The sequence below is a fragment of the Akkermansiaceae bacterium genome (assembly GCA_019634595.1).
Classification (GTDB): Bacteria; Verrucomicrobiota; Verrucomicrobiia; order Verrucomicrobiales; family Akkermansiaceae; genus Luteolibacter.
Genome location: JAHCBC010000001.1, coordinates 112,488 through 138,451, shown reverse-complemented (window position 1 = coordinate 138,451; position 25,964 = coordinate 112,488). Strand labels below are relative to the sequence as shown.

The following is a 25,964-nucleotide window of genomic DNA, read 5'->3' as shown; positions in this document are numbered from 1 at the left end:
AGGAATGAAGCGGAGGGAATCGCGGTTTCCCCAAATCATTTCCGGCTCTCCGGCGGAGTAACCCCATCTTTTTCAACTCCGCGCCTCTCTCCGAGACCTCCACACCTCCGCATTTCGTTTTCCCCAATCCTTTCCCCTGCCCGTGACGGTATCGACAAAGTGCACCCCCGTTCTTGCGGTGCCGGGTCCACCGGCCTAAAAACAGTCCCATGAACCGTTCGGAATTCTCCCGCAGGGATTGGCTGAAAACCGCCGCGCTCGCCGGTGGCTTCGCCTCCTTCGCCGCGCCCCGTTCCTCCGCCCAGGCTCCCGGGGAGGCGGGAAAGAAAGTCCGCGGCGTGATTTTCATGGTGTCCGATGGCATGAGTCCCGGCGTGCTGACGTTGGGGGAAGCATGGTCCAGGCTCACGCGGAACTCCGGCACCCGCTGGTGGGAGCTGATGAACGACCGCAAGGCCGCCCGCGGCCTGATGGACACCGCCTCCGCCAGTTCCCTGGTGACGGACTCCGCCGCGGCCTCCACCTCATGGGGTGGAGGGGAGCGGGTGAACAACGGCTCCATCAACGTCCGCCCGGACGGCCGCCCGCTGGTCCCGCTGGCCCACGCCTTGGGGAAAAAGGGCGTCCGCATCGGCCTGGTCAGCACCGCCACCATCACCCACGCCACCCCGGCGGGCTTCGCCGCCGTGTGCTCCGAGCGCGGGCGGGAGGAAGAAATCGCCACCCAGTATCTGAAGACCGTGGATGTCCTGCTGGGCGGAGGATCAGGCTACTTCTCGAAAGATGACCGTCCGGACAAGCGCGACCTCTCCGGTGAGTTCGCCGCCGCGGGCTACGATGTCGTGGGCGACCGCGACGCCATGCTGGCCGCGAAGTCCTCCAAGCTGCTCGGCACCTTTTCCCGCGGCCACATCCCCTTCTCCATCGACCGCAACGCGTCCGATGAACTGAAACGCACCGTCCCCACCCTGACGGAGATGGCGCAGGCCGCTCTCGGCCGCTTCCTCGAAGGGGACAAGCCGTTCCTCCTGCAGATCGAGGGCGCACGGATCGACCACGCCGCGCACCGCAATGACATCGGCGCGCTGCTGCAGGAACAGATCGCCTTTGATGACGCACTCGCCCATGTCCTCACCGCCACGGCGGGCCGGGATGACATCCTCGTCATCGTCACCAGTGACCACGGCAACGCCAACCCGGGCCTCAACGGCACCGGAAGCGGCTACCGGAGGACGGACGGGCTTTTCAAGAGCATCACGAAACAGAAAGCCTCCTACGAAGTCCTTTTCACCGAGTGGACGAAACTCGCCCGCCCGGACGACAAGGAAGCGATGAAGGGGCTGGTGTCGGACCGCCTGGGATTCGACGCGAAGGACAAGGAGATCACCGCCCTGCTGGAGATCTTCGCCAAGAAGCTGGTCATCGAGTGGAACGAACAACTCGCCAAGCCGGAAGGCCTTCTCGGCCAGTTCCAGGGAAACCACACCGGCATCGGCTGGACCGGCACTTCCCACACCTCCGACCCCACGCTCGTCTCCGCCTTCGGCCCGCAGTGCGACCGCTTCACCGGCATGGTCCGGAACAGCGATGTCTATGGGCACATCATCGAGATGCTGGGCTGAGGAAAGGATTGGCTTTCCTCCCGTAGCGCCATGCCCCCGTCGGCTCCGCCGACGGAAAGGAGGCGCTTTCTCCGAAAGGGCCAGGGAAGACGCCGCATGGTCTGTGCGGCGGATACAGCGAGCGATGCGTTGGAGCATCATCAAACAGAGCAGCTCCAGTCCTTGGCGTCCTTCCCCAACCGAACCTCCCACCAGATCCCCCACCCCTGACAAGCCGCATCAGCACAGGCACGTCACCCAAGCCCTTTCGGAGAAAGCGCTTCCTTTCCGCGCTTTGCGCGGCACCTCCGCAGCACCATGTTCTCCCCCCGTCGGCTCCGCCGACGGAAAGGAGGCGCTTTCTCCGAAAGGGCCAGGGAAGACGCCGCATGGTCTGTCCGGCGGATACAGTGAGCGATGCGTTGGAGCATCATCCAACAGGCCAGCTCCAGTCCTTGGCGTCCTTCCCCAACCGAACCTCCCACAAAGCTCACCACCCCTGACACACCGCATCAGCGCAGGCACGTCACCCAGGCCCTTTCGGAGAAAGCGCTTCCTTTCCGCGCCTTGCGCGGCCATGAGCACCTCACCCCCTCAACGACTAGCTTCGTAGTAGTCCGTCACCGCCTTGGAGACGACATCCGGAAAATCCGTGGCGAAGCTCGCGCATCCCAGATGCATGAGCCGCCGGTAGGTTTCCGCGTCCTTCATCTCCCATGGCAGCGTCTGGAACAGGATGCCCCGCGCGCGCAGCCTGCGGCCGGTTTCCTTCAGAAAATCCACGGACGGGGTGAGCACGCCGTCTTTCCTGCGCACATGGATCTGCAGTTGGTCCACGCCCTTGAAATGTTCCGCCTCCAGCTTGTCCAGCCGTGCGGCCAGCTCCGCCTCCTCCCCGCCCATCCAGTGCAGGGTGAATGACCGGGGTGCCACGGCCTTCCACCCTCGGATGATGTCCGTCTTCGTGCTGGCAAGGATCAGGCGGCTGGTGACGCCCGCCTTTTCCGCCTCATCCGCGAGCTGCTTCAGGTCCACGTTCTTGATATCGACATAGATCTTCCGCCACGGATCCTCCTTCAGTTGGGAAACGATGTCGGCGAAGGAGGACACGCGCTGCCCCTTGAACTTCTCCCCCTTCCACACGCCGATATCGAGCGCGGCGACCTCCTGCCAGGTGAGATGCTCGATGCCCTTCTTCCGCACCTCCACACTCTCATGCGGCAGGATGCGTTCGAAGTTCTTGTCATGGAACGCGACGATCACGCCGTCCTTCGTCGTGCGGATGTCCGCCTCCGGGATGGTGCCCAGGCTCCACGCCAGCTCGAACGCTTCCTTCGAGTTCTCGGGTCCCAGCTCGCCCGCGCCGCGATGGCTCTGGATCATGAAATCCTCCCGCTTGATGTGGTCCCGCACGTTCCAGAGCTTCTCCGGATCCTGGAGTTCCGCACGCAGTCCTGCCGGCCGGTCCGTGGTGATGAAGTCCACCCCGTAGCGGATCATCCGCCGCGCGACGTCCGCATCATTCACCGTCCATGAGGTGATGGTGTATTTCTTATCCTTCAGCGCCTTCACCCACTCCGCACCCACCGGCGCCCGCCAGTCGAACTGGAAACCCTGCGCTCCCGTGCCTTCCAGCTCCTTCACGTAGGCCTCCGCCTTGCCCGGTTCATCCGCGCCCTTCAGGGAGGAAAGCCAGTGCGCGCGGAACTGCGGGAGCTGCCTGCGGCACTCCTTCACCACCTCCGCATCAAAGGCGATGAAGATGACCTGCTCCGGGTCCGCCTTCTTTTCCGCGAGGATCTTCCCGATGGGCGCGACGATCTCCGGACCGTCCTTGATCTCCAGGTAGAACAGCTTCCCCGGCTGCAGCACGTCCAGCACATCCGCCAGCCGCGGGATCTTCTCCCCCTTGTAGTCCGGGCTTTTCCATGACCCCACATCCACGCTGGAAAGCTCGCTCCACGGCATCTCCTCGATCTTGCCCTCCCGGCCCGCCACGCGCTTCAGGTCCTTGTCATGGAAGCAGACCACCTCGCCGTCCTTGCTCAGGTAGAAGTCGCCCTCGATGCCGTCCGCATTCTCCTCCCACGCCAGCTTGAATGCGGCGATGGTGTTCTCCGGCGCCTTGTGCGACGCACCGCGGTGCGCGACGAAACGCGGGAGCTGGGCGGACGCGAACAACGTGCAGGCGAAAAGGACGCCGGTGATGAGGATGGGTTTCATGAAATGGTTCGGGGAAAATTCAGATGGATGATGGGCTTCTTCCGCAGCGCCGCCCGGAGCGCTTTGCGGTGACGATCCCGCCATACTCCCAGAGCCTCCCCACAACGGCGATCCCCGAATTTCGGAAATGCACCGCCGGTCAAGAAACTTACGATGAACATAACGTGCCTTGATTCCGCCCTGCGTTTGCTGGCATTCATCGGGATGTGAATCCCCATCCGCACTTCAACCCAAATTCCATTTCCCGCCGCGCGTATCTCGCCGGTTCCGCCTCCTTCCTCATCGCCATGGGCACCAGCCGCATCTTTGGCGAGCAGGGCACCGGCACGCGCCTGCCCGTTTTTTCCGGCTATCCGTTCACGCTGGGCGTGGCCTCCGGGGATCCGGATGCGGAGGGCTTCGTCCTGTGGACACGCCTCGCTCCCAACCCTCTTCAGGGTGGCGGCATGCCCGCGGAGCCGGTGAAGGTCCAGTGGCGCGTCTGTGAGGATGAGGCGATGACGAAGGTGGTGGCGAAGGGCGAGGCCGTGGCCATCCCCCACCTCGCCCACTCCGTCCACGTGGAGGTGGCCGGACTGAAGCCGGACCGGTGGTATTGGTATGATTTCAAGGCGGGCGGTGACATCAGCCCGCAGGGCCGCACCCGCACGCTGGAGCGGGCGGACCGCCCGGCGGCGGAAACATCCCCTCTCAAGATCGCCTACGCATCCTGCCAGCACTTCGAGGCAGGCCTCTACACCGCCTATGATCACATGCTGGCGGAGTCCCCGGACCTGGTCCTGCATCTGGGCGACTACATTTACGAAGGCCCGGGCAAGAGCGGAAAAATCCGCGAGCACGTGGGGCCTGAGATCAAGACGCTGGAGCAATACCGCAACCGCCACGCCCAGTACAAGACGGACCTCTCCCTCCAGAAGATGCACGCCGCCGCGCCATGGGCCGTCACCTGGGACGACCATGAGTTCGACAACAACTACGCCGCCGACATCCCGGAGGAAAAAGGCCCCGCTTCCTACGAGGACTTCCTCAACCGCCGCGCCGCCGCCTACCAAGCCTACTATGAGCACATGCCGCTGCGCCAGAGTTCGATGCCGGATGGCCCGGGCATGAAACTCTACCGCAGCATCCGCCATGGAAAGCTGGTGGATTTCCACGTGCTAGACACCCGCCAGTACCGCACCGACCAACCGAACGGCGATGGCTCGAAGGCACCCACCGCGGAGATGCTCAATCCGGACGGGACCATGCTCGGTTCCATCCAGCGCGAATGGCTGCTCTCCGAACTCACCACCTCACGCCCCACCTGGAACGTGCTGGCACAGCAGGTCATGATGGCCCGCGTGGACCGCGAACCGGGACCGGAGGAAAAATTCGGCATGGACCTGTGGTCCGGCTACGAGTTCGAACGCCGCGCCCTGCTGAAGGCGTTCCATGATCTGAAGATCACCAACCCCATCGTCCTCACCGGGGACATCCACACCCACTGGGCGAACGACCTCAATCTCCAACCGGAGGACAACAACGGCGCCGTGGTGGGCGCCGAGTTCGTCTGCACCTCCATCAGCTCCAACGGCGATGGCGAGGACGCCACCAAGGCTTTCGAGTCGCTGAAATCCGAAAACCCGTGGGTGAACTACTACAGCAGGCAGCGCGGCTACGTGAGTTGTACCATCGATGCCAACCAGTGGCGCACGGACTTCCGCACGGTGGAGTACATCACCCGCCCCGGCGCTCCGCTCCACACCCCGGCTTCCTTTGTGGTCGAGAACAACCGCCCGGGCATGCAGCAGGTCTGAAACGTGGAGGCCGATCACCGGTCGCCAAGGCTTTGGAAAAGTTCGAATCCCGCCCCGGACGTTCCGGTGGCGGGATCCTTTAACAAGCAGCAACCCGGCAAAACTCTGAGCCACCGCTCTTCCGCATCATCATCCGCTTTCCCGCGGATTTCAATGGATGAACTATGGTCAGAATCGATGTATCGATTTCGCTTGGTCCGGGTATTGCCGGAATTCCCATAAGGCCGACTGACATTCGCTGAACCATCGGACTGAAATGTGGCCGAATGGCCGTAGTCCTAACCATCACAAGAAAGTTCAGTCGACCGCCCCCAACTTGGCTTGTCGAGCCAACTGAAACTTTGCTGTCTGGCGAAATCATAATGCTCCATCTCATCCGGGCTTTCCGGTTTCTCTCCGGCGCGGAGCTGGAAATGGAAGCCACTTTCCCCCAAAATCACGAATCCTGTCCTCCTTGCCCATTCCCTTTCAGTCCATGATTCCAACTCCTCCAGGACTTCCGGCATCAGTCTCTCCGGCTGGTTCCGCAATTCAATCCCTCCTTCCACATAGCTCGCGTCCTCATCCACAATACAGATCCCCATGCCACTGTCATGCTTGTCCATGAACCCCAAAACTCCGCCCTCCACGACCGGCTCCCAGCGGCAGTCAATTCCATGATACACCAAGCGCTCCTGCATATATTTTGCAGCCATGAGGGCGGCATCCAACTCCGCCACACCATAGAGATGGGCCATCTCCGTGTGACAACCCGCCCGGGACAGAAAACCATTGAGAAATTTCTCGAGTGATCTTGGGCAATGATGTCCCCCAACGAACAATACCAGCTCCCGGGGGAACGGACCGTCTTTCTTTCCATGTTCTATCAGAAAATGGGCGACGGCCAGAGGCATCCCGATGAGAGCCACGGGAAAGCCCTGTTCGGCCGCGAGAATCAACGCACTGGAGATCGCAGGTTGCCGGCCATAGCTGTCGATGGCGATTCCCTGCACAATTGCTCCCACCGGGGCCGGATACGCGTTGATGATGACCGGAGTGTTGCCACCAAGCATCCTGCCAATTTCCGGAAAACGTCCCAGCAGACGCGTGAACTTTTCCGGTTGCGCGGCTACTATCCTGCACTTGCTGGGATTGGCTTTGGTTGTTCCGGCGGAAAATGACAACATATCCCCGGGCCTCAGGACTCCACGGTCAAACGTGGCCACCTTCACCCGACCGGTCCGCCCCGTGATCTCTCCGGAAGGCAGGAGAAGCGTGGGACGCATGATCCGCTCCAGCGGAAGAGGATCGGGGCAGTCCGCAAAGACCATTTGCAGGGGGCCATGGCATGCCGGATCCACCGTGCAGACCATCACTTCACTCGGAGTCTTCAGAAGAGGATGGATAAACGAATTTCCGGGCAGCAATGTGTAGCCGAGACGCCGGTAGTAGGCCATAGCCCGAACATTCACGTCGATGATGTCAAGGCGGATGCCGTGGGGCAATCCATCCCGCCAAGCGGTCTCAATGAGCATCCGGGCGACACGAGCCTCCGGAGGCACATCCCGTTTCATGCAGAATCGGCTTGAAGAGGAGATTATGGCCCGATACCGCGCCAATAAATCCGGCGGAAAATTCGCCTCACAATCCAAAGGACCGTTTCTCGCGTAGGTGACCCTCAGCGTGGCTGAAGGGATGCCGTCACGCCGAACAAGCCACAAGGTGGAATAGCCATCGGCGGGATCGGCGGCAGCATTGCGCGGGATACCATACACTTCCGATCTGAGTTCCACCACTTCCCCATAAGAAGATCCATCGCATGGCACTCGTTCCACAGTGAGACAGAACCTCGCGGCGTGTTCCCTCCATCTCATCGGGATATGGAGATCCGCACCAGCAGGCGGATGGGTTTCCTCGGAGAGTGAACCGGACTTTTTCAAAGAGGGCGGAGATCTGGATCGCAGCCATCTGAACTAACAGGAATAGGATGATGGGGAACCCCCCAAAGCATGGGGGTGACACACGGCTCCATCCCGCTCCCACCCTACCGGGGAGGGGGGGCACTATCCCCGGCCCGCAAACGGGCGATCAGTTCTACCTGGGAGCGCACCCGGAAATGACGGAAGATCTGCTTCATGTAGTCGTTCGCGGTGTGGACGGAGATGCCCAGGTCCGCCGCGATCTCCTTTCTCGTCCGCCCGCGGACCACCTGGTTGAGGATGAGGCGGCACCGGGGAGGCAGCGCGGGAACATCCTTCGCGGGAGTGTAGGGGAGCCCGGCCTCATGCAGCCAGGATACCTGCGAGAGCACGATGTGGGCGATGCGCGCCTCCCGCTCCGTGAACAGGGATGCGGCCGCAGCCCGGTAAAAGGCGAGAATACTGGTGCCCACCCCCGGGAGCCGGCGGGCGGAAAACAGGATGGGACCCACATCCGCCTCTTTCCAGATGGCGTTGGCCCCGGAATGATCGAACCAGTCGTTGTCGATGACATCCTGCCTCAGCCGGGTGATTTGCCCCTCCGCCATGCCGATCTCCTGGGCGAGCCGGGCTGTCATCGCCCCGGTGTCCGGATGCTCGATGGCCCTCAGCATCACCGCCATCCGGTCATTGTCGATGCCGCCGGAATTGTGGAAAAGATAGACCGGCTGCTTGCCCGGTTCCAGGAGGGGAGCCACGCCCCACAGCCAGGTCCCCGTCCCCACCAGCAGGCCGATCTCGTTCATGAGATGAACCCGCTTCCCATCCGGTGTGGCATCCATGCAGGCGATGTCCGCGAGGATGCGCACCACGGCCTTGAAATCATCCTCGGTGATGGGTGAAGCCTGCAACCTCATGGCCACCATGGCATCGTAACGGCCATGAGATGAGGCTGCAATGACCAAATGAAATGCCCGGCCCACCGTGGACATGGTTCCACCCGCCTTTTACCTCGGCAGAATGCTTGCTTGCGCGGGATGCCCTGCCTGCCGAAAATACGCGCGATGTTGGGTTGGCGCTGGTGGTTCCTCATGGTCTGGCTGTCCTGCCAGGCGACCGGAGGGATCGTCTGGCAGCCGGTGATGGACTACCCCATTTCCTTTCCGAAGGATCACGGGGAGAAGAAGGCCACCATCAACCCGTTCGAAAACTTCACCCACCTCGGCACCGACTTCGGCCTGATGGGGCCGGGCGAAGGCCGCATCGAGTCGAAGGGCGGCCCGGTGAAGGTGAAGGCGGGAGCGGAATGGACCGGCTTCTGGCATTCCCTCGCCGGTCTGGCGCTGGACAACCGCCAGATGGATCTGATGGATGTCACCGGCCTGCTGGGGCCTCCTGCGACCCGCTGCCCGGTGCGCGCCGTGACCCTCAACATCCGCGGCACCGGGGAGGTGCGGCTGGAACTCGCCGATCTGGAGCGGAAGCCTGTGTGGGAGCGGAAGATCCCCCTCAACCCCGGCCTGCAGCCACGCCTGCGGTATGAACTGCAACCCGCGGAACTGGGACGGGTGAAGTTCATCAACCTCATCATCGAACCCGGCGCGGAGGTGGAGGTGACCAGCATCGGGTTCGAGGTGGAGCGGCCCGACATCCCCCCGGAGGAATGGATGTTCCGCGTTTCCCTGGGAAAACTCCGGCGCTGCCATGATTCCGACAGCGGCCTCACGCGCGACCGTTCCCACGTGCCCGCGGGCGTGTTCGACTCCGTGGCGTCCACCGGCATGCACGCGCTGGCCAGCGCCGCCGCCGCCGCGGAGGGCCTGCTGGACAGGGAGAAGGTTTCGGATGAGATCCGCCACACCACCGCCGTGCTGCTGTCCCTGCCCCGCGCCGCGGGTTTCCTCCCCCACTTCACCTACCGCCGGGAGGATGGCTCCCCGTGGATCCACCCCGGCACGGAATACAGCACCGTGGACACCGCCATCGCCCTGGTCTCCCTCCGCCTCGCCGCCGCCGTGCTCAATCTGGTGGATGTGTCCGACGCGCTCGATGCCGGCATCAACGGGCTGGATTTCGATGAAGTGACGGACGCGGAGGGTTGGGTGAGCCACGGTCTGGCGGAAGACGGGAAAACCCCGCTGGTGGGGAAATGGCGGGACTGGGGCGGTGAAACCGCGCTGGTGCTGGCCCTGGAGGCCATGCTCGAAGACCGCCTGCCGCAGGGCCGCATGGAGGCCACCGGCAATGTCTTCCGCGGCGTGGAGTTCATCATGGAAATCCAGAGCCTGTTCTTCCCGGACTTCGACCGGAAGGAACCGGATCTCGTCGTCGGCTCCGTGTGGCCGAAGCAGCGGCAGGAACTCCTCCAGCGCCAGATTTCCTACATGAAGGAACAGTGGCCCGACGCCCCCGCCACGAATGCCGGGATCTTCGGCCTGTCCGCCGGTGAAGCGGGCATGCCCGGCACCGGCTACACCGCAAATGGTCCGGATGTCCCCGGCATCCGCTGGATCCACCCCCACGCCATGATCATGGGCCTCGCCCTCTCCGGCGGAAACTCCTTCGGCCCCGGCGTGCAGCGGCTGGAACGCGCCGGACTGCTGTTCCCCCAGGGCCTGCCGGAAAACATCGAGATCACCCTTCTCCTCCACAATCCGATGCAAGGTTCCCTCAACGCCGCTTTCGAGGCCATCGCCAGCTACCACGGCTGGCGGCGCGGAAAGGGCGGGGCCGACGTCATCGACCAGGCGTGCATGACGGATGCGCTGATGCGGAAAGGCGCTGAAAGGTTCTTCAAGCCCACCAATGCCGGGAAGTGAAGCCGGGCGTAGCGAACCTCGTGAGAGGTTCGGCGGGGCGTCTGTCCCGGACGAAACCAGCTCAGCCACCCCATGGACTTCCCCCCCAGCCGGAAGTCCCACGACTTCCGCTCCCGATAGCACGCCACCTCTCGCTTTTCCATTGATGCCCTCATCGATTCCATGAAGATGGCGGGATGATGAATGGCCATTTCCTTCCGCTGGCATTTCTCGGTCCCATCGGTGGACCGGAGTTGATCCTGATCCTCATGGTCCTGGCGGTACTGGTGGGTATCCCTGTGATCGTGCTGGTCGTCCTGGCCCTGAACAAGCCGGGCAAGACACCGCCTCCCGCGATGATGGCTCCGCCGCTGCCGCCCCCTGCCGGACCACAGGCACGGTTGCGGGAACTTGAAGCGCTGAAGGCCCAGGGCCTCATCTCCGAGGCAGAGTATCTCGCGAAACGGGAAAAAATCGTGGGAGAGATCTGAGGAACATCCTCCTCGAGAAATCCTACACCCCCACCACCGCCTTCTGTGGCTCCATCGCCAGCAGGCACACATCGTCATCGAACTGCATCGTCTCGGAGAATTCGAGCACGGTGGCCAGGATGGAATCCAGCAGGGTGTCCAGCGGATCCGCCGCATGTTTCCCCACGATCTCCATCAGCCGCTTCTCGAAGAAAGGCTCGCCGCTGCGGTTCTCCGCCTCCAGCACCCCGTCCGTGAACATCACCAGCCGGTCCACGGAGTGCAGCGGCAGCTCGTTCGTCGGGTAGGCCGCTCCGCGGATGAGGCCCAGCGCGGGGCCTTTCTCCGCCCGGACATCCGCCAGTTGCCGGATGCCTTCCGGGCCAATGGCGATGGGACCGGGATGCCCCGCGCAGGAGTAGCGCAACGTCCCTTCCTCCAGGTCCACCACGGCATAGAAGGCGGTGGCGAACATGGTGGTGCCCGCCCGCTCCAGGATGGCGGAGAGGCCGTCATTCAACCCGCGCAGGAAAAGCCCCGGATCCGCCGCCTGGCCACGCTGTTTCTCCAGCAGGCCGCGCAGCATCGCCACCACCAGCGCCGCGCGCACGCCATGGCCCATCACGTCACAGATCAACATGCCCGCCTGCCCCGGTGAGATGGGGATGACCTCGAAGAAATCCCCCGCCAGACCGGAGATGGGGATGTAGCGCGACCCCAGCGCCAGTGATGAACCATCCTTCGCGGCGATCTTCGGGAAACCTCCGCCCGCAAGCGCCTGCTGGATCTCCCGCGCCAGTTGCAGCTCCTCCTCATACGCCTGGTTCCGCTGCTGGAGTTCCATCGCCATCGCCACCGCTTCCTGCCGCGTCTTCACCAGCTCCGTCACATCATTCGACACGCCGAAGGTGCCCTTCAGTTTTCCGTTCCGGTCCTTCCATGGGAACTTCGAGGTGAGCACCCATGTTTCCTCCCCCCTTTCCTGCCACGTTTCATGCTCCAGCTTTTCGGTGACCGGTTCATCCGTCGCCATGATGCGGTTCTCATCCTCCTGCGCCTCTCCGGAGTGCTGGTCCTGGAAAAAATCCCGGTCGTGTTTCCCCAGCAACTGGTCCGGGTGCTCCAGCCCCATCCACTCCGCCATCCCCTGGTTCGCCAGTACGAAGCGGGATTCCCTGTCCTTGAAATAGACCTGCACCGGGATGTGGTCGATGAGCTGCCGCAGCAGGAAACGCTCCTCCTCCACCTGCGCTTCCGCACGTTTCCGCAGGCTGATGTCGATCATCGATCCGGCAATCCTCGTCACCCGTCCGTCCGCATCCCGCACGACCGTCCCCCGGATCCTCAGCCAGCGAGGCTCCGCCATCACCGTCCGCACCTTCGCATCGATCGCCAGCGTGTCCGGCCCGTGCGGCTCCAGCGCCCGAGCCACCACCCTGCCGAAGATTTCCAGATCGTCCTCATGGATCGCGCCATGGGGTGGCAGGAAAAGGTTCGGCGCCTCCCCCTCGTCCGCCGCCTCCAGCAGCTCCAGCACGCGGGGGGAGTAGTAGATCGAGCCCCCGTCCAGCGACCAATCCCACAGCCCCTCGCTCGACGCCCGCAGGGATAGTTCAAGTCGTTCCAGAAGGAGGTTGTCCTTGTTCTGCCCGGGTTCGCCGCTTGGATCCATCCGTCCACCATGCGCCATCCGGAGCCGCTGTTCAACCCGGGAAGTCGGATGAAGGCTACTTCCTATTCGGCGGCGGAGCCGCACAGCTTGGTAGGGTCGGACCGGCCCGGTCCGCCGTGGCTTTCGGCGGAGAAATCACGGATACTCCTTCACGGAAAGGGCTCCACAGGCCAAGTGCCCCGCGGTTTCGGCGCGGCGGGCCGGCACGCCTCACTATCTTTTCTGAACAGACTCAGTTCTGCCCAGTGCGCCCTTTAATCTGTTCGAATAGACCGGACAATAAACGATCAGTTGCGACTTGAATATCTTCGAGCAGAACTGGCTCGGAGTAGAGCTTTCTGAATGCCTCCCACTGGCCTATTCTCACCGAATAGTTGAATTCACGGAAAGTAAAAATAACCTGCTCTGAAATATTAAATGGGAGAATATCTCCTCCAGCATATCCATTTAATTCGATGGTAATTGAGAAGGAATCGAACCGAAATACATGCTGCTGGTCGGCTGTTTTGAGCTTAATTTCAAATCTCCAAGGTATACTTTCTCCAGTTCCAAGGACTCGCGAATCAACTTTGATCGTTATATCGTGAAAAAGTGGCGCAAATACGCGGACCTTCTCTTCCAACGCGATCAGCAACTGGTGGATTCCCTGTTCATAAATTCCTTGGATCGCCGCAGTGGAGCACGGCTTTACTCGCTCTTTATTGAACTCCTGGCTCCGCGCAAACAGGGCGATCTGTTTCTCCACATCCCCCGGTTCATCCACGCCCTCGCCCTTGCCCGCACGGATCCCCAGCCGCAGCACGCGCTCCAGGCATTTCCCAAGGTAGGCCTCCAAAGTGGACGGCTCCCCGGCATCCGCGAGGCGGAGGGCGGCGAGGTAGTCTTTCTTCTCCTCCGTCGGGACGATCAGCGGGGGCAGTCCTTCGCGCATCAGCACATAGTTCACCAACATCCGCGCCACCCGGCCGTTGCCATCGTCGAACGGATGGATCAGCACGAAGTCATGGTGAAGTTTCGCCAGGACGGAAAGGAGGTCATACGACGGTTGCCCCAGGGTGGAGGCCAGCCATTCCAGCAAGGCATGCATCCGCTCCTCCACCTCTGACGGAGGGGCGAACTCGAACATCTCGCCGCTCGCCGTCCGGACGTTGTTGGGCTGCGTCTTGTATTCGCCCGGCCTGATCTCCTTCCGTGTGGCAGCACCATCCGGAGTTTGGGCCGCCTTCCAGAAAGGTTCCTTGAGGATGATCCGATTCAGATCCCGGACGTCCCCCGCACGGATCACCCGTGAAGCATCGGCGGCGAGCGTCTTCAGGTGCTCGATCCCCACGTCGTGGGCCTTCATTTCCTCATACTCCCGGAGGTCGTGGGTGCCGTGGGTCTGGCCGTGGACCAACAGCAGCTCCGTCTCACCGTAGGTCAGCGTGTTTCCCTCGATGTGGTTGGAGTGGTAGTTCCATTCCAAGCGCAGCTTTTGCCACAACTTCCTGCCGTTCTCCGGAGACAGCGGCTGGAGGGCCTCCCACTCGGTTCTCAATGCCTCGATGGTATCCATGGAAATCAGTGGGGCGGCCTGCTGTCAGTATGTGCGGTTCCCTGCTCGAATGATGGAATACGGCGCTGCCGGTTGTCGATCCAAAGCCGTCTCCGCCACCCGTCGGCCCAGACACACGGTTTTTATTGCGTTCACATGAACACCATGAAAAACTCCCTTATGGTTCACAAAGGCAGGGGTGCGGACGCGGATCCGGCCAACCGCTTCTCCGCGATGCGCGTGGAGGTGGACGAGGACGCGTGGGTGGATGACGACCCGCGGCCGCTGAAGACCGTCTTCCTGCGGGATGACTCCCAGTCCGTGTTGTCGGTGAATGACGCGGACGACCTTTCCTTCGACTACGGGCTGAATCCCTACCGCGGCTGCGAGCACGGCTGCGCGTATTGCTACGCCCGTACCTACCATGAATACCTCGGCTTCTCCGCCGGGCTGGAATTCGAATCGAAGATCGTGGTGAAGGAAAACGCGCCGGAACTGCTGGAGGCCGCGCTGGCAAAGCCGTCCTACAAGGTGGGGAAAATCGCGATGTCCGGCGTGACGGACTGCTACCAGCCGGTGGAGCGGAGGCTGGAGATCACCCGCCGCTGCCTGGAGGTGCTTGCCCATTTCCGGAACCCGGTGACCATCATCACGAAGAACGCGCTGGTGGCGCGGGACATCGACCACCTGGCGGAGCTGGCCCGGCACCATGCGGTGGCCGTCTATCTGTCCGTCACCACGCTGGACCCGAAGCTGGCCAGGGTGCTTGAACCCCGCGCCTCCTCCCCCCGCGCGCGGCTGGAAACCATCCGCCAGCTCACGGAGGCCGGCATCCATGCCGGCGTCAGCGCCGCGCCGATGATCCCCGGCCTGAACGACAGCGAGCTGCCCTCTATCCTGAAGGCGGTGGCGGACCATGGCGGAAAATTCGCCGCCTACTCCGTCGTGCGTCTGCCCGGCGCGGTGAAGGACGTCTTCTCCGGCTGGCTGGACCGCCACCAGCCGCTGGCAAAGGAAAAGGTGCTGGGCCGCATCCGCGCGTTCCACGGCGGCAGCGTGAACGCCACCACCCCCGGCATCCGCAACCGTGGCACCGGGGAGCAGTCGAAGCAACTCAACGCGGTCTTCCACACCCTCTGCCGCCGGCACGGGCTGGACCCCCATTTCCCGCAACTCAGCACCGCATCCTTCCGCCGTGTCATGCCCGGACAGGGTGAGCTGTTCTGACGGATGTTACTGACTCCTCTCGGGAATCCGCCTAATGAACTGGCGCGTCCGACGTTTGACTCATTGATATGCTCAAGGCTTTTTGGGAACTGAGAGTGGTGATCCTGATGCTGCTGGCCGTAGCGGGGATCGTGGGGTTGCTCATCGCATACCCGTGGCTTCTGCTTGTTCCTGTGGCGTTCGTGATCCTCTCCTTTCCCGCGCTGTGGATCAGGCGTCGCCGGTCCCTCAGAAACAGGGGCTACTTCATCGGCCTGAGCATGAGGAACAGCCGGTGGACCTATGAGGAGCGGGTGGATGGCATCCTGCGGAAGGTTGATCTCGCCCATAGGGAAAGCGCTCCCGAAACGACCTTGGTGGTTCCAACCCTGGCCAAATGGGCGGAGAAAGCCCCTCCTTGGGCACTTCACCGGCGTGAAGAAATGTTCCGCAAGCTGATCTCCGAAGAACCCGCGACTTACATCAGTTATCCCTCCGATTGGGAATTCACCCGGGAGGAGAGCGCTTCGCAAGAAGCCGTGGAATCGGAAGGCACGCAGGACATTGAACGGATGAAGCGAGATCTCAGGATTGGTCAGAAAGATTCCGAGTGGAAAATGGAAACGAATGCGGAGGGCGTTTCGTCGTTCAGCAGGAAATCCTGAATGACAAATTCTCCCTCCGGGGCAAGGACGCTCCATCTGTCGGCAGCGGCAGGTATGGAAAACCATCATTTCCTTCCGTTTCTGACGATTTCGAGTGCCTCTCCGCCCCCACCACCGCTAGAAGCTGGAACCATGCCCACACGCCGCGCTTTCATCCGCACCGGAGCCGCCGGGCTCGTCCCGTTTTTCATGCCATCCGCGTTCGCCGCCGGTGGCGGAACAGCCCCCTACCGCAAGGCCGTGAAGCTGGGCATGAGCAAGGGCGAAAGCCTCGCCGTGCGCATCGCCAATATCAAGGCCGCGGGCTTCGACGGCTTCGAGGCCGACAGCCCCACCGACCTGAACCTGGATGAGATCAAGGCACTGGCCAAGGAACACGGCCTGACCATCCACGGCGTGGTGGACAGCATCCACTGGAATGTCCGCCTTTCCGATCCCGATGCCGCCGTCCGGGAAAAGGGACTGGAAGGCCTGAAGACCGCCCTCCGCGACAGCAAGCACCTGGGCGGTGACACCGTCCTGCTGGTGCCCGGCGCGGTGAAGGACCCGGAGAAGGAAAACTTCGACCAGGTGTGGGAGCGTTCCATCACAGAGGTGAAAAAGGCGCTGCCACTGGCGGAGGAACTCGGCGTGAAGATCGCCATCGAGACGGTCTGGAACAACTTCATCACCACCCCGAAGCAACTCGTGGACTACGTCGATGCCTTCGCCAGCCCGTGGCTCGGCGCGTATCTCGACCACTCGAACATGCTCAAATACGGAGCCTCCCCCGCCGAATGGGTGCGCGCGCTCGGAGCGAAGCGCCTCATCAAGCTGGATATCAAGGGCTACAGCCTGAAGCTGGCCAAGGAGTCCGGAAAGGACGGCGACGGCTTCAAGGCCCCCATCGACGGCGGGGATGAGAACTGGCCGGAGCTGAACAAGGCGCTCGCGGAGATCGGCTTCCGCGCCACGGACGGGAAGCCTGGCGGCTGGGCCACCGCCGAGGTCGGCGGCGGGGATCTCGCGCGGCTCAAGGAAATCGCCCGCCAGATGGATGCGGTCTTCGCCCTGTGAGGCGGCGGCTTTCACCCCACGCCGGGAGGGAAAAGGCAAACCCACCGGCGGGCGGTATCGGGGGGAGGACCGGCCACGGGTGGGTTCGTGTTGCTACTTCGGGGGGAAGTCAGGTGCTGTTTTGGGGGGAGTGTCTTTCCGGAAGCGGGGGGACTTCTTTCGGACGGCGGGAAGATGGCACATTTCCGGACACAACCCCATTACGCGATCGCGTAGGGTGAGGCGGGATTTTCCCATACCTTACTGGGACCGCGGAATTCATTCCGCCCCGGAGCAATGAGCCAGCGAAGCCAATGCCGGTCTGGAGACCGGCGCTCCCAGCGCCAGCGAAGCCAAGCGGAATGAATTCCGCGGTCCCAGCATCACCCATCCAGCTCGCATATCAATGCCGCCATCAACTCCGCCGCTGGCAATACCCGCGCATGGGCCGCACCTTCGCCTGCCCACTTTACCGCGAATCCATCGCTGCCGGAAGCAAGCGCCGCCGTATGAAGCTGCTTCGCCGCATCATACGCCACCGGATAGGCAGGGACGGGCGGGCCATCCGCGATGTCCGCATGCCGCGTCAGTCCATTCGGAAAACCCCTCGCCGGGCGGCCGGAGATGATGGAGGTGAGGAGGGTTTCCCCGTCCTGTGCCCCCAGCAATCTCGCGCGGTAGGCGGGGCTGGCGGACGACTCCGGACAGCCAATGAATGCCGTGCCGAGCTGCGCGGCGGCGGCTCCCAGATCCAGCGCGGCACGGATGCCACGGCCATCCATGATCCTTCCCGCCGCGATGACCGGCAGTCCGCTGTTTTCCACCAGAAGCCGCACCAACGACAACGTGTCCAGCCGCTCATCATCGGAGTCCGGATCGAACATCCCCCTGTGCCCGCCCGCCTCGATCCCCTGCGCGACGATGCCATCCACCCCGGCGGCTTCGATCATCCCCGCCTCATGGAGATTCGTCGCCGTGGCGAGGGTAACGATACCCGCCTCACGCATCTCTCCGATCCAGTCCGCATCCGGCAGGCCGAAATGGAAGCTCACCACCGCCGGACGGGCGGCCAGCAGCAGGCCGAGCATGTTCCCATCCGCGACAAAGCTGCGGTAGATCTCCTCCAGCGCGGATGGAGGCTCCGCCCCCACGCCATGGAACAACGGCGCGAGGTGGGCGAGCCACCCGCTTTCCCGCCCCGCATCGCGCACGGCCGGGGCATGGCAGAAGACATTCACATTGAACGGCAGCTCCGTCAGCGCACGCGCCTCCGCGATCATCCGCTCCGCATCATCCACCGTGGACGCCCCGATGGAGATGGAACCAAGCCCGCCCGCCTCCGACACCGCAGCGGCCAGCCGTGGCGTGGACACTCCGGCCATCGGTGCCTGGATGATGGGATGGCGGATGCCCAGCTTCCGGAGAAAGTCGTCCCGTCCCATGGCATGGATGGTGGCCCCGCCCCGCCACGTGCGAAAGGGGAAAGATGGAGGGACCGAGCAATCCCAGCTCATCCACATGATATGAAACGTGTCAGCAGGTCGCTGGGAGCGCCGGTCTTCAGACCGGCTATTCCGACGGACGATGCCAGGATGCCGGTCTGAAGACCGGCGCTCCCAGCGACCTCATTCGCGCCTCACAAACGTGGCCGCCCTTTCGATCACGTCGGCATAGTTCTCCTCCGAGAAGTAAAACGGATAGACCTCCTCATAGCGTGCGGTGTCCGGCAGCCATTCAGCCCACCCGTTGTCATAGGAAAAACCGGACCAGAGCCAACCGCCCTCCACCCGGGTGATTTCCACCAGGATCGCCCCGCAGCCCAGATCCAGGCAGATGCCGCAGCCGAAGAGGATGGACTTCCCGTCGTAGTCCGCGGCAGCCTCCAGCAGGAACACCTTTGCGGAATCCCCGTTGTGGTCCGGATAATCGCAAGCGAATCGCCCCACCATTCCCAACTCGTCCGCTCCCAGCAACTGGTGGAGGGATCTGCCATTCACCAGGAAATCCAACGTGAACCGCTCCGGGTGGCCCGTCTTGTCCGGCCACCCGCTGCCGGGCTCATGGAGGACCGCGATGTCGAGGATATCGAAATGTCCGGGCATATTTCTGATGGCCGATGGTGGAGCTGGGAGCGCGGACTTCAGTCCGCCTGGCTTCGCTGGCTGGATTCCCCGGAGCGGACTGAATTCCGCGCTCCATGAAGAAAAAACAGCGGGGGTCCGGAGACCGCCGCTGTTTCTGAAAAGTGTATTGCGGAAATCCCGGATCAGCCGCCGATCTCGGTGCGGCCGGAGAGGGAGGCGCCTTCCTCCATGGAGAACACCTTGGACTTGATGTCGCCGTTGATGCGGGACTTATCCTTCAGCTCGCAGCGCTGGGAGGTGATCTTTCCTTCCACCTTGCCATAGACCTTCACCTCGCCGGCGGTGACGTCGCCCTTGATGGAGGCGTTCTCACCGATGGTCACGCGGCCCTTGTCGGAGGTGATCTCACCTTCGATCTTGCCGTCGATGATCATGTCATTGGAGAAGCGGATGGACCCGGTGATCTCGATGCCGCTGGAAAGAACATTGGTGGGATTCGCCATGGCGGAAATGGAGCAGAGGAAATGAGGCGTGGCAAGAGTTCAATTCCCCGCCGGACGAGGCATCCCCGGAGGCGGCGCGGGCGGTGTGAAATTTCCCGTGCATTCCGCCCCCGGATCGCGTTAGAAGGCGTGAGAACCTCACGTAAAAGTCAAAATGCCCCGTGTCACCATCACCGTCCCCGAAGCCAACCCGCAACCCTATCGGTTCCAACTGGATCGGGAGGTGGTGCAGATCGGCCGCGGGAGTGAGAATGACATCGTGGTGGACAGCGGCTCGGTTTCCACGCACCACGCGGAGATGCGCCGGATCCTGGGCGGCTATGAGCTGCATGACCTGGGTTCCACCAACGGCGTGAAGCAGGATGGCGTGCGCTATCCACATGTCCCCCTCTTTCACGGCAGCACCGCATTCCTGGGTGATGTGGCGTTCGACTTTTCCCTGACGGACGAGGAACAGGCGTTCCTCGCCAGCGAAATCCCCGCGGACCCGGGTATCGTCCATGTGCCCGTCCCGGACGCACCGATCTCCACCCAGCCGATGGCCCACGCCGTCAAGCCCCGCCCGATCCCCAAGCGCCAGGTCATCCGTGTGGAGGAGGACGGTGGTGGCGGACTTCTCGCCGCCATCCTGCTCATCATTTTCGCCACCGTCGCCTTCGGTATCGGCGTTGGCATCCGCCATCAGAAAGAAACCGGCGGCTCCATCCTCGACCACATCAAGGCGAAGCGCGAGGGCAAGGGGGCCGCTCCGGCAGCCGCGCAGGCTCCCGCCGCCCCCACCCCGCCACCGGCCCCCGTGCCGATGCCGCCGCCCGTGATCCCGATGCCCGCGCCCATCCAGCAGGGCGATGGCAAGCCGCTGCCGCTCCCGGGTGGCCCGGCTCCCGCTCCGGGAGAGTGAGTGACCCGCGCCTGAAATGAGGCTCCTGCGTCTTTCCGTCATCGTCATCCTGGTCGCCGGTCTCCTCGGGGCCGGCTACTACTGGGCCTACAAGACCTCGTCCATGGGCTGGGTGTCCTCCACCAAGCGGCCCGTGCTGCGGATCATGGGGATGAATCTGGACTACACGGAAAAGAACTGCAGGCGCTTCAGCGCCATCTTCCGCCCCCTCATCGAGCGCGACTACCGCCAGAGCCAACCGGAGCTGGTCGAGGGGACATTCACCGGCATCGGCAGTTCCGGCGGCATGCATGTCAGCCGCCCGGGGAAGCTGGGCATCCTCATCCGCTTCGGCCCGGAGCATGAGGCCGCTGTCAGGGGCATGGAACAGGATACCGCCGTGAAGGTGTGGTACAAGCGGAAGGCCTCCCTTGAAAATCCGTTCAGTTATCACTACCAGCTCACGGATCTCATCATCCTGCCATAACAACCTGCAGTTGGATGAAGTGTGCCCCTGCCCTTTTTTGATTGCCCCTGGAGCGCGATCATCCAAGGTGTGCAAATCTTGAAAACCCATCTTCGCACGGTCTGCACCCATCTCATCGGCATGGCCGCCGGTCTGGGCATCGGCATGGCCATTTGGCACGCCACCCACCGGGATGAAGCGGGCAAAGACGGCGCGAACCAGACGGACGGGAAGAACACCACCACCAGATCCTCCCAACGGCGGGAGCGCTCCACGCAGACGCACAGCGGCGTGGATGTCCTGAAAGCCGTGGCCCCCTATCTTTTCACGGAACGGACCTTGCCGGAGACCAACCACGTCCAGAACTTCAGCTACGCGGACTACCTGAAAAGTTCCTACGAGCGGCTGGCCAAGTCCGCCGACGCGCTGCCCCCTGCGGATGACGTGGCCGCCGCGGCGATCGCACTGCTGGAGAAAGAAGCCTCCCGCGCCAGAGGCTTCACCCCGGAAGAGGCGAAGGCACTCGCGGAGCTCCAGCCGCGCCTGCTCCACTGGCTCCGCCAGGACCCGGAGGCCGCCATCAAGTATCTCTATGATGGCAACCGCTCCTTCCGCGTGGACATGGGGACCGCCCTCTACGCCGCCATGCAGGAGAAGGGGCTGGAGACAGCCATCGGCTGGCTGAAAGGCCGCGACCCGCGGAACTCCGGCCAGTTTTCCCACGTCTTCGCCAACTATGTCGCGGGCCAGGGAGATCCGGCCATCCTGAGGAATCTCAAGGAAACCCTCCCGCCGGAACACTGGAACCGCATCCGCGGCCAGATCTTCTCCAGTTGGCCGTTCGACAAGGCGGATGACCTCCTGGTCATCGCCAGGGAAAACAACTCACCCGCAGGCCTCGCCTACCTGGCCATGCGCAACGGACAGAAGGGTGCGGAGTGGCTGATGAAACATCTGGACTCCCCGGACATGGACCCCGCCTTCCGCGAGGCGCTCACCAACTCTCCGGAATACCGCCAGTTCCTCCAGAACAGCCCCCACATCCCCATCGAAACGCGGGTCGAGGTGCTGGCGAAGAACCGCACCGATGGCAAGGACGCGGAGCAGCTCACACTGGAACTCGGCGGAAATGACGTCGCAAGGGCGCTCGACAAGGCGTCGAAGGACTGGCGCTTCGCCTTCCGCAGCGGCAAGGTCACCTTCGAGGAAGTCTATGAAGCCGTCGCCGCGGATCTGCCCGGGCTGGCGCAGGCTTCCCCGGACGCCATCCGCCTCCAGGTCTTCAAGGAACTGGCGGAGGAAAACGGCCCCGCCGCCATGGAGGCTCTGACCCATACTCCGGAGCCGGACAAGTGGCAGCTCGCCCTCAAGCCCACGCAGTGGATGTTCTACAACGTCGATCCACAGAAATTCTACGACTACCTCCAGGCCATCCCGCACGATGACCCCACACTGCACCAGGCACGCTTCGAGTCATGGGTGTGGCATTCCCAGAGCAACCTCGATCTCTACAGCAGGGACTACGTGGACTGGGTGAAGAACATGCCGGAGGGCATCGACCGGGAAATGGCCTCCATCGGCATCCTCCGCAGCGTCGGCAAGGACAACAAAGCGCTGAACGAGGAAGTCGGGGCATGGGTGAAGGATCCCGCCCTCCGCGAACGCATCCAGGCCCCGCCTCCCACCCGGTGATGAAACCCTCCTTCACGAAACTCACCCACGCCGGAGCGGCGGTCTTCGGGCTGCTGCTCGCCTTCGTCCTGCTCCACCGGCAGGAAACACTCTCCCCCACCGCCTCCACCGGCGGGGACTCATCCGGCAAACCTTCCCGCCACGGTCACCGGCAGGCAGGCGGTGCATCCGCGGAGGCAAAGGAGGGGGCCGCCCCACACCAAGCGCCCCCACAGAAGTTCCGGGCCGGCGAATACCAGAAGGCTTGGGACGCCATCGCCGACCAATCCCTGCCCGCCCAGCAACGCTTCTTTCTCCAGATGCAACTCCTGCGCCAGTGGGCGGAGGTGGATCTGGAAGGGGCGCTCATCGCCGCGTTCGACACCTCATGGGATGGCGGCAACCAAGGCATGGGCATCCAGGGCCTGCTACAGGCGTTCGACCAGGAATTCGCCAAACGTCCGACGGAGTCCTGGGATCTCATCACCTCCGGCAAGTTCGGGCTGGGCGCCGCCCTTGCCAAAGGAAAATGGGCTCAGTCCGTGGTGAAGGAAAACCCGCTGCTGGTGGCCAACTATCTCCGGCAACTGCCGCTCCGTACACGGCGCTCCATCTTCCCGCAGGTCCTCGCGGCCATCAAGGAAGACCCCTCGAAAATCGGCGCGTTCTACGACAAGCTCACCGAATTGCCGCAAGACAAGACCTTCCGCGACCTGACGCGGGATGCCATCAAGGAACTCGGCGCGCGCGGCTCGACGGAGGAAATCCGCACGAAGTTCCTGGAATCCACCTCGGACGCCCAGCGCACCATCCTCGTCCATGAGTTCGGCAAATCCCTCGCCACCGCCCCCATTTCCACCATCCAGGCGGAACTTGCGAAGCTGCCCGAGGCGGACCGCGGACGCATGCTCCGCTCCCTGGCCCACCACGCGGAGACCGGGGGTGAACAAACCCCGCAACTGCTCGGCATGATCCTGCAGGCCGGTGAATACAAGGAGGTCGCCCAGCAGGTGCACGAACATATCCGCAGCTACGCCACCACCCCGGAGAAGCAGGCCAACCTCGCCGCGTGGGCTGTCACCCTGCCGCAGATGCCGGACGCAGCCGCCGTCATCCACCGCTCCGTCAGCGGCTATGTCAACAGCGACCCGCAGGGTGCCCGCGCCTGGCTGGAATCCGTGCCCGCCTCCAGTTGGGGCCGCAACACCGCCCTCGCCGAATACTCCCAGCAGATGCTCTGGAAGCACAACAACCCGGAGCAATCCGCCTGGGCACTCTCCCAGATCAACGATCCCAAGCTGAAGGAAACCGCCACCGCCTGGCGCGGCAGTTGGGAAAAGCAAAACGGCAAGCAGTGAGCTGACTCCATGCCGCTACCGCGCTTGCGCGGAAAGTCCCGTGAGACGTGGCTCCATCTGACAGGCCCGAAGGGAAACGGGAGTGATTTGAGGCATCAGGGGCGGGGGGCGATCCACCCCGGCCCTTTCGGAGAAAGCGCCTCCTTTCCCGTCGGCGGAGCCGACGGGGGCATGGCACTACGGAGGCACCGCGCATCGAGCGGAAAGGAATGACCTTTCTCCGCCCGTTCACAAGGAAGCCCTGCGCCTGCGGAGGATCAGCGCCAGTGCGCCAAAGGCAGCCAGTCCGGCCGCCGCGGGTTCCGGCACGACGATCAGCGCCACGCCCTTGTCCGCCCCGCTCACAAAGTCATAGTCAATCTGGAACTGGTTGCCCTTGATGGTCACGAACTGGCCGTTGTCATTGATCAGGTTGCCGTCAACGGTGAACCGCTGGCCATTCCAGACACCACTGTATTTGATGAACATCAGCGCGCCGTTCAAGAGCGCGGCACTTGAGATGTCATTGAGCGCCAGGACCGCCCCTTCCGTGATGTTGAGATTTCCAGTGAGTCCGCCGAGCGTGATGAGATCCACGGTGCCGTTGGCCGAGTCGATGTCGATGGCCAGGGTGGACGTCGCAGCCAGGTCCAGCCTGCCCATGGTCAGAATCCCGATGGCGGGCGCCAATGAGGCACCAGGGGCCAGCCTGCCGTTGATGGTGGTGGTCGCCAGGTTGTTGATGGAACCGTTGTTCCCGCGGAGCGTGGCACCAGCCGCCACCGTCACTCCGGAGGTGTTCGTCAGGCCGGTGTTGAGGGCCAGGATGCCACTGGTGACGGCGGTGCTGCCGCTGTAGGTCTTCTCGGTGTTGCCGAATGTCACCGTGGCATTCGGGGAGTTGTTGCTGTTGGTGTTGACACCCTTGTTGATGGAAATCGTGCCGGAGATGTTCCCGTTGACCACCAGAGCGGAGGTGGCGGTCGCGTTGGTGGTCACAAACTGGAGGGTGGTCGGACCGGCGCTGGTCGTGATGTTCGCCGTCGGGGAAAGCGTGAAGGTGCCACCATCCGAGCCGATGGAAACGGTGGAGGACGCAAGGGTGATCGCACCGTTCCAGGTGTTGGTGCCGTTGACGTTGCGCAGTGCCCCTTTAGAGTCCGGGCCGTTTCCGCTCAGGGTGAGGGCTTCCGCCGCCATGGTCCCTGATACCGTATCCCGGAAAAACAGACCGGCACCCGACTGCACCACCGTCCCTGAGGAAGTGGAACCGAGGGCGTTGGCATGGCCGATGGTCAGCGCACCGAAAGCGACGGTCGTCGCGCCCGTGTAGGTGTTGTTGCCGGAGAGCGTCCAACGGTTGCCGGTGTTGCCGGACCCGGGATTCATGGAGATGGAGAGGGAACGGTCGGAACCTCCGTCACTGATCACGCCGGAGATGGTGTTCAGAGGGGTGCTGCTGGATGTCCCTCCCAAGGTCAGCGTATGGCTGCCGGTGATTCCCAGGCTCACGCCGTTCCGGACATAGATCCCGTCCGTCGGCACCACGGTGCCGGAAATATTGGAAAGCCAGCTCTGGCCCGCGGTGAGGGAGATCGCCACGTTCTGGTTGGCGGTGGTATCGCCGATGGTGAACACCTTCGTCGGCGTATGAACCACCGGGCTGGTGGTGCTGCTGCTGTTGGCCGCCCCGGAAGCGACGATACCCTCAACACCGATGGAAAGCACGACGTTTGATCCACCGCCCCGGAGGGTCATTCGGTTGGATTCCCCCGTGTAGTTGAGGCCGGAAACCGAAATATTCCCTCCCAGATCCACGATCTGAGGAGCGGTGTTGTCCGTCAACAGGGACGTCGCGTTGAACGTCGCCACATCTCCCGAACCGGGAACCAATGAGTCGGGATTCACCCCTCCTCCGGCATTCGTGGACCAGTTCTCCGCGTTGCTGAACGCGGAGTTCGCGCTTCCGTCCCAGTAAAGAGGTACCGCAAGCAGGGGACCGGGCAATGAAATGAACGCAACGGCGAAGACCGGGAAGAGACGGGGTTTCATGATCGGGGGTTTTTTTGATTTTTCCGTCAAAAACGGAAACAAATCCGCCACAGTCCACTCCAGGACACCCCGT

General features: G+C 63.0%; 20 protein-coding genes. 11 read left to right on the top strand and 9 right to left on the bottom strand.

What is annotated here, in order from left to right:
• Nucleotides 1-209 precede the first annotated feature (209 nt).
• Nucleotides 210-1,622 carry an alkaline phosphatase gene (locus KF712_00630; protein MBX3739464.1) on the top strand — a complete coding sequence of 471 codons (1,413 nt, stop codon included), beginning with the start codon at nt 210-212 and terminating at the stop codon, nt 1,620-1,622.
• A gap of 573 nt (nt 1,623-2,195) precedes the next feature.
• On the opposite strand, the gene KF712_00625 is transcribed toward KF712_00630, so the two are convergent.
• Nucleotides 2,196-3,824 carry a hypothetical protein gene (locus tag KF712_00625; GenBank protein ID MBX3739463.1) on the bottom strand — a complete coding sequence of 543 codons (1,629 nt, stop codon included), beginning with the start codon at nt 3,822-3,824 and terminating at the stop codon, nt 2,196-2,198.
• Between the two features lie 206 nt (nt 3,825-4,030).
• Between KF712_00625 and KF712_00620 the strand changes: the two genes are divergently transcribed.
• On the top strand, nt 4,031-5,620 hold the full coding sequence (locus KF712_00620) for an alkaline phosphatase D family protein (protein ID MBX3739462.1): 1,590 nt from the start codon (nt 4,031-4,033) through the stop codon (nt 5,618-5,620).
• Nucleotides 5,621-5,898: 278 nt separating this feature from the next.
• Here the strand turns inward: KF712_00620 and KF712_00615 are convergent, their stop codons facing one another.
• Together KF712_00615 and KF712_00610 are read right to left on the bottom strand one after the other, a co-directional pair.
• A complete protein-coding gene (locus tag KF712_00615; GenBank protein ID MBX3739461.1) occupies nt 5,899-7,392 on the bottom strand; it encodes a hypothetical protein in 1,494 nt (497 codons plus the stop codon).
• 251 nt (nt 7,393-7,643) lie between these two features.
• The gene (locus tag KF712_00610) at nt 7,644-8,435 is read right to left on the bottom strand and encodes a helix-turn-helix transcriptional regulator (protein MBX3739460.1); all 792 of its coding nucleotides are present in this window, start codon (nt 8,433-8,435) and stop codon (nt 7,644-7,646) included.
• A gap of 147 nt (nt 8,436-8,582) precedes the next feature.
• Here KF712_00610 and KF712_00605 point away from each other — a divergent pair, with 147 nt between their 5' ends.
• Together KF712_00605 and KF712_00600 are read left to right on the top strand one after the other, a co-directional pair.
• The gene (locus KF712_00605) at nt 8,583-10,337 is read left to right on the top strand and encodes a hypothetical protein (GenBank protein ID MBX3739459.1); all 1,755 of its coding nucleotides are present in this window, start codon (nt 8,583-8,585) and stop codon (nt 10,335-10,337) included.
• 176 nt (nt 10,338-10,513) lie between these two features.
• Entirely contained in the window at nt 10,514-10,807 is a 294-nt protein-coding gene (locus KF712_00600; protein MBX3739458.1) for an SHOCT domain-containing protein, read from the top strand.
• A gap of 22 nt (nt 10,808-10,829) precedes the next feature.
• On the opposite strand, the gene KF712_00595 is transcribed toward KF712_00600, so the two are convergent.
• Entirely contained in the window at nt 10,830-12,458 is a 1,629-nt protein-coding gene (locus tag KF712_00595; protein MBX3739457.1) for a SpoIIE family protein phosphatase, read from the bottom strand.
• 232 nt (nt 12,459-12,690) lie between these two features.
• Nucleotides 12,691-14,013: a Fic family protein gene (locus KF712_00590; GenBank protein ID MBX3739456.1), complete on the bottom strand. Its 1,323-nt coding sequence runs from the start codon at nt 14,011-14,013 to the stop codon at nt 12,691-12,693.
• Nucleotides 14,014-14,157: 144 nt separating this feature from the next.
• Between KF712_00590 and KF712_00585 the strand changes: the two genes are divergently transcribed.
• From KF712_00585 to KF712_00575, 3 genes are all read left to right on the top strand, one after another.
• Nucleotides 14,158-15,219 (top strand): PA0069 family radical SAM protein, encoded by a 1,062-nt coding sequence (locus KF712_00585; protein MBX3739455.1) that lies wholly within the window; start codon nt 14,158-14,160, stop codon nt 15,217-15,219.
• 68 nt (nt 15,220-15,287) lie between these two features.
• Entirely contained in the window at nt 15,288-15,863 is a 576-nt protein-coding gene (locus KF712_00580) for a hypothetical protein (GenBank protein MBX3739454.1), read from the top strand.
• A gap of 132 nt (nt 15,864-15,995) precedes the next feature.
• The gene (locus KF712_00575; GenBank protein MBX3739453.1) at nt 15,996-16,919 is read left to right on the top strand and encodes a sugar phosphate isomerase/epimerase; all 924 of its coding nucleotides are present in this window, start codon (nt 15,996-15,998) and stop codon (nt 16,917-16,919) included.
• Between the two features lie 362 nt (nt 16,920-17,281).
• On the opposite strand, the gene KF712_00570 is transcribed toward KF712_00575, so the two are convergent.
• The 3 genes from KF712_00570 to KF712_00560 form a co-directional block, all read right to left on the bottom strand.
• The gene (locus KF712_00570) at nt 17,282-18,340 is read right to left on the bottom strand and encodes a nitronate monooxygenase (GenBank protein ID MBX3739452.1); all 1,059 of its coding nucleotides are present in this window, start codon (nt 18,338-18,340) and stop codon (nt 17,282-17,284) included.
• 183 nt (nt 18,341-18,523) lie between these two features.
• Nucleotides 18,524-19,000 (bottom strand): hypothetical protein, encoded by a 477-nt coding sequence (locus KF712_00565; protein MBX3739451.1) that lies wholly within the window; start codon nt 18,998-19,000, stop codon nt 18,524-18,526.
• Nucleotides 19,001-19,164: 164 nt separating this feature from the next.
• Nucleotides 19,165-19,485 (bottom strand): polymer-forming cytoskeletal protein, encoded by a 321-nt coding sequence (locus KF712_00560; protein MBX3739450.1) that lies wholly within the window; start codon nt 19,483-19,485, stop codon nt 19,165-19,167.
• A gap of 154 nt (nt 19,486-19,639) precedes the next feature.
• Between KF712_00560 and KF712_00555 the strand changes: the two genes are divergently transcribed.
• From KF712_00555 to KF712_00540, 4 genes are all read left to right on the top strand, one after another.
• Nucleotides 19,640-20,386 carry an FHA domain-containing protein gene (locus tag KF712_00555; protein MBX3739449.1) on the top strand — a complete coding sequence of 249 codons (747 nt, stop codon included), beginning with the start codon at nt 19,640-19,642 and terminating at the stop codon, nt 20,384-20,386.
• Between the two features lie 16 nt (nt 20,387-20,402).
• Nucleotides 20,403-20,852, top strand: a complete 450-nt coding sequence (locus KF712_00550) for an efflux RND transporter permease subunit (protein MBX3739448.1) — start codon at nt 20,403-20,405, stop codon at nt 20,850-20,852.
• A gap of 78 nt (nt 20,853-20,930) precedes the next feature.
• Nucleotides 20,931-22,523 carry a hypothetical protein gene (locus tag KF712_00545; GenBank protein MBX3739447.1) on the top strand — a complete coding sequence of 531 codons (1,593 nt, stop codon included), beginning with the start codon at nt 20,931-20,933 and terminating at the stop codon, nt 22,521-22,523.
• Nucleotides 22,523-23,860, top strand: coding sequence for a hypothetical protein (locus KF712_00540; protein ID MBX3739446.1), 1,338 nt, complete (start codon nt 22,523-22,525; stop codon nt 23,858-23,860). The genes KF712_00545 and KF712_00540 overlap by 1 nt, the downstream gene beginning before the upstream one ends.
• Nucleotides 23,861-24,088: 228 nt before the next feature.
• Here the strand turns inward: KF712_00540 and KF712_00535 are convergent, their stop codons facing one another.
• Complete coding sequence (locus tag KF712_00535; GenBank protein MBX3739445.1) at nt 24,089-25,891, bottom strand: hypothetical protein; 1,803 nt, start codon at nt 25,889-25,891, stop codon at nt 24,089-24,091.
• Nucleotides 25,892-25,964: the final 73 nt, after the last annotated feature.